Origin of the sequence: Kribbella sp. (assembly GCF_035655035.1) — a bacterium.
Taxonomy (GTDB): domain Bacteria; phylum Actinomycetota; class Actinomycetes; order Propionibacteriales; family Kribbellaceae; genus Kribbella.
This window is the reverse complement of sequence record NZ_DASRVN010000199.1, coordinates 1-3,685: the sequence shown is the minus strand read 5'-3', so window position 1 is coordinate 3,685 and position 3,685 is coordinate 1. Positions and strand designations below refer to the sequence as shown.

The following is a 3,685-nucleotide window of genomic DNA, read 5'->3' as shown; positions in this document are numbered from 1 at the left end:
AGGATGTTCGCGGCCGGCACCCGGACCTCGGTGAACGACACCTCGCCGTGGCCGTACGGTTCGTCGTACCTGCTCATCGTCGGCAGCAGGCGCTCGACCTTCACGCCCGGGGCGTCCCGCGGTACGAGCACCATCGTGTGGCGCGCGTACCGGTGGGCGTTGGGGTCGGTGAGGCCCATGAAGATCAGCAGCCGGCAGTCCGGATTGCCGACGCCGGTGCTCCACCACTTGCGGCCGTTCAGGACGACCTCGTCGCCGTCGAGGACGGCGGTCGCCTCCATGTTGGTGGCGTCGGAGGACGCGACGTCCGGCTCGGTCATGCAGAACGCGGACCGGATCGTGCCGTCCAGCAACGGTTCCAGCCAGCGCTTCCGCTGCTCCTCGTTGCCGTAGCGGAGCAGTACCTCCATGTTGCCGGTGTCCGGCGCGTTGCAGTTGAAGACGTACGGCGCGATGAACGAACGGCCGGTGAGCTCCGCGATCGGGGCGTAATCGAGGTTGCTCAGGCCCTCGCCGTACTGCTCGTTGCCCGGCTCGGCGGGCGGCAGGAACAGGTTCCACAGGCCGGCCTCGCGCGCCTTCGCCTGCAGGTCCTTCATGATCGGCTGCGGCTGCCAGGGGTCTCCGGCGGCGCGGATCGCGCTGTGCAGCTCTGCCTCGGCCGGCTCGATCTCGGTACGCAGGAAGGACTCCACGCGCCCGATCAGGTCCTGGGCGCGGGCCGAAGGTTCGAACCCCATCAAGACTCCTCTCCCTCAGCTTGACCGTAGCTCAGCGTCTAAGCAATGCTCAATAGATGGAGCACCGTCTGTCTGCGGACGACCGCCGGAAGCAACTGGTCAAGATCGGCCTGATGATGCTTCGCGACAAACCGATCCACGAGCTGTCCGTCGACGAGATCGCCGGCGCGGCGGGCATTTCCCGCGGGCTGCTGTTCCACTACTTCCCGAGCAAGCGCGACTACTACGTCGCGGTCATCTCGGCGGCCGGGCGCCGGCTGCTCCGGGTCACCAAACCCGACGCCGCGCTCGCCCCCGAGCAGCAGCTCCGGGAGATGCTGGTCCAGTTCGTCGCGTTCATCGAGCGCCGCCGTACGGCGTACATCTCGTTCGTCCGCGGTGCGGCCGGTGGCGACGACTTCGCCGTCGAGGTGTACGACGAGACCCGGGCGAGCCTGACCAAACGGATCCTCTCGTACCTCGGCACGCCCGAGCTGGCCGACGACCCGACGTCCGCCGAGTACCTGCGGATCCACGCCTGGCTCTCCTACACCGAGGACCTGGCCATCGAATGGTCCGGCATCCCCTCCGAGGACCGGCCGTACTCCGCCCACCACCTCGTGGAGCACAGCATCGAGGCGCTGCACACCCTGCGTAAGTTGTAAGACAAAAGCATGTGCGCCCCGTGCACGGCATGGGATTTGATCAGCACATGTCGATCACGATGCAGACGCCGACTCCGGACTCGTTGGACGAGATCGCGGACGAGGTAGCGCTCTGGCAGCAGCACGGAGGGCCGGTCCAGCTGCACCCCGGTGACCTCGGGTGGAACTGGTGCGACGGCGCCGAGACGCTAGCCGCGGCCGTTCGGGCCTGGCGTCGTGACGGGCAGATCGTTGCCGCCGGCATGGTTGACGACGACAGCGGACTGATCCGGATGGCCATCGCTCCAAGCGTCGACGAAGACGAGGCGTTCGCTGACCGGCTGCTGGCCGACCTGTCGGACGGTGTGCGTTTCATCGAGGCACGGTCCGGTACCGCGTTTCGGGAGCTGCTGCACCGCAGCGGCTGGGTTGCCGACGAGCCGTGGACCCCGCTGGCGCGCGATCTGGCCGCGCCGGTGGAGGACTGCGGTCTCACCATCGAGTACGTCGACGCGCAGAACGTTCGCGACCACATCCTCGCGGACCGGATCGCGGTGCACCGCGCAGCCTTCCCCAAAGCCAGGCTGACCGTTGAGCGCTGGCAGGCGATGGCGGCCGGGGCGCCGTACCGCCGGGCCCGGTGCCTGGTCGGGTACGACGCCGCCGGCGATGCGGTCGCCGCGACGACGGTGTGGTCGGCCGGAGAAGGACGACCGGGTCTGATCGAGCCGCTGGGGGTCCATCAGGATCACCGCGGTCGCGGGCACGGCCGCGCGATCACCGTCGCAGCGGCCGCCGCGTTGCAGGAGTTGGGGTCGTCGAGCGCGACCGTGTGTACGCCGAGCAGCAACGTCGGCGGCGTGGCGGCGTACGTGTCGGCCGGCTTCGACAAGCAGCCGGCCGTCACGGACTTCTGCCGCAAGACCTCCTAGGGCAGGAGCTCCGGGGTCAGGTCGGGGTCGGCCATCTCCGGGTCGAACGGGAACAGCGGGCGGAGTACGCCGTGGTGCCCGAGGCGGAGCAGGTCCTGGTCGACACCGCCAGGAGTGAGCGCGAGGAGCCAGTCGGCGGCGAGCTCGTACAGCTCAGGCTCCAGGTAGCCGATCTTGACGATGACCAGGTCGGTGGCCGCAGGGTCCAGGCCGAGGAGTGTGAAGTCGGCGAGGTGGTGGTACGGCTTGCGGCGGCTGGTCAAGATCGAGTGCAGGCCGCCGACCTTGACCACCGCGACCGTGCCGCCGACCGGATCCTCGGAGAGCGAGAAGACGGTGCCGGAGAGCGGGACCGGGCCGGCCGGGCCGGAGTCGACCTTGCCGCCCGCGGCGACCTGGACCTCGTTGCCCACCCCGGCCGCGACGCAGGCGGCGACGGCTTCGGGGTCGGTGATGCTGGCGTGGATCGCGGTGGCCTTGCCGGAGGTCAGCTCGTCGACGGTGAGCAGCTGCCCGAGCGTCCACGACGTGTCGCCGGCGCCGCCCGCGGTCGGGTTGTCGCCGGAGTCGCTGATCAGGAACGGACGCGCCTCGCTGGCGAGACCGGCCGTGACGCATTCCGCCAGCGTCCCGGTCGGGGCGACGAACTCGAACCCGTCCCGCGCCTCCCAGTACGCCTTCGCCAGCTCCTCCGCGCGTGCGGTGATCAGCTCGGTGTCGTCACCGGTGACCACGACCGCGGCCCGGCAGCGCGGCTCGTCCGCCCACGCGTACCCGACCCAGACGGCGGCATCCAGTACGCCGGGCTCGTCCGCGATCTCGGCCACCCGCCGGTAGATCGACTTGGCCGGCTCGAGCCGCGTCGAGGTCTTCTCCCCCGGCAGCAGCACCGGCACCTGGATCCACGCCTTGCCCGGCTTCCCCTGTCCGGACCGTACCCGCTCGACCAGGTTCCGTAGGGCGCGCTCGCGGCTCTCCATCGCGTCCTCGTGCGGCGCCATCCGGTAGCAGGTGATCAGGTCGACCGCCGTACCGAGCTCGCGGGACACGTTGCCGTGCAGGTCCATCGAGGCGGACACGAGGACCTCGGGACCGAGCACGTCCCGGATCCGGGTGGCCAGGTCCGCCTCCGCGTCCTGCCGTCCGACGACGCTCATCGCGCCGTGGATGTCGAAGAAGAACCCGTCGAGCGGACCGGCCGCCTCCAGCCGGGTGATGATCTCGGCGGAGAGATCGTCGTACACCTCCGGGAGCACGGCTCCGCCGGGCAGCGACCGCGCGTGCAGCAACGGCACCCACTCGATCCCCTGGGCCCAGTCCTTGCCGAGGAAGTCGTACCGCTCCAGCAGGTGGTCACCCCGCCGGACGTCGAAGTCCGCCAGGCCGGCCC

General features: G+C 70.0%; 4 protein-coding genes. 2 read left to right on the top strand and 2 right to left on the bottom strand.

The window, feature by feature from the left end; genetic code table 11:
- The coding region (locus VFF46_RS11765) for an acyl-CoA dehydrogenase family protein (protein ID WP_325037124.1) at positions 1–740 on the bottom strand (740 nt) is incomplete at its 3' end.
- A 56-nt stretch (positions 741–796) separates the two neighbouring features.
- Here VFF46_RS11765 and VFF46_RS11760 point away from each other — a divergent pair.
- Together VFF46_RS11760 and VFF46_RS11755 are read left to right on the top strand one after the other, a co-directional pair.
- Complete coding sequence (locus VFF46_RS11760) at positions 797–1,384, top strand: TetR/AcrR family transcriptional regulator (RefSeq protein ID WP_325037123.1); 588 nt, start codon at positions 797–799, stop codon at positions 1,382–1,384.
- A gap of 29 nt (positions 1,385–1,413) precedes the next feature.
- Positions 1,414–2,295 carry a GNAT family N-acetyltransferase gene (locus VFF46_RS11755; RefSeq protein ID WP_325037122.1) on the top strand — a complete coding sequence of 294 codons (882 nt, stop codon included), beginning with the start codon at positions 1,414–1,416 and terminating at the stop codon, positions 2,293–2,295.
- Here the strand turns inward: VFF46_RS11755 and VFF46_RS11750 are convergent.
- On the bottom strand, positions 2,292–3,685 hold a 1,394-nt coding region (locus tag VFF46_RS11750; RefSeq protein WP_325037121.1), incomplete at its 5' end, for a M81 family metallopeptidase. The genes VFF46_RS11755 and VFF46_RS11750 overlap by 4 nt on opposite strands.

Coding starts and splice junctions, on each gene's coding strand:
- VFF46_RS11755 (WP_325037122.1), top strand. CDS start 1,414: ATGGGATTTGATCAGCACATGTCGATCACGATGCAGACGCCGACTCCG.
- VFF46_RS11760 (WP_325037123.1), top strand. CDS start 797: ATGGAGCACCGTCTGTCTGCGGACGACCGCCGGAAGCAACTGGTCAAG.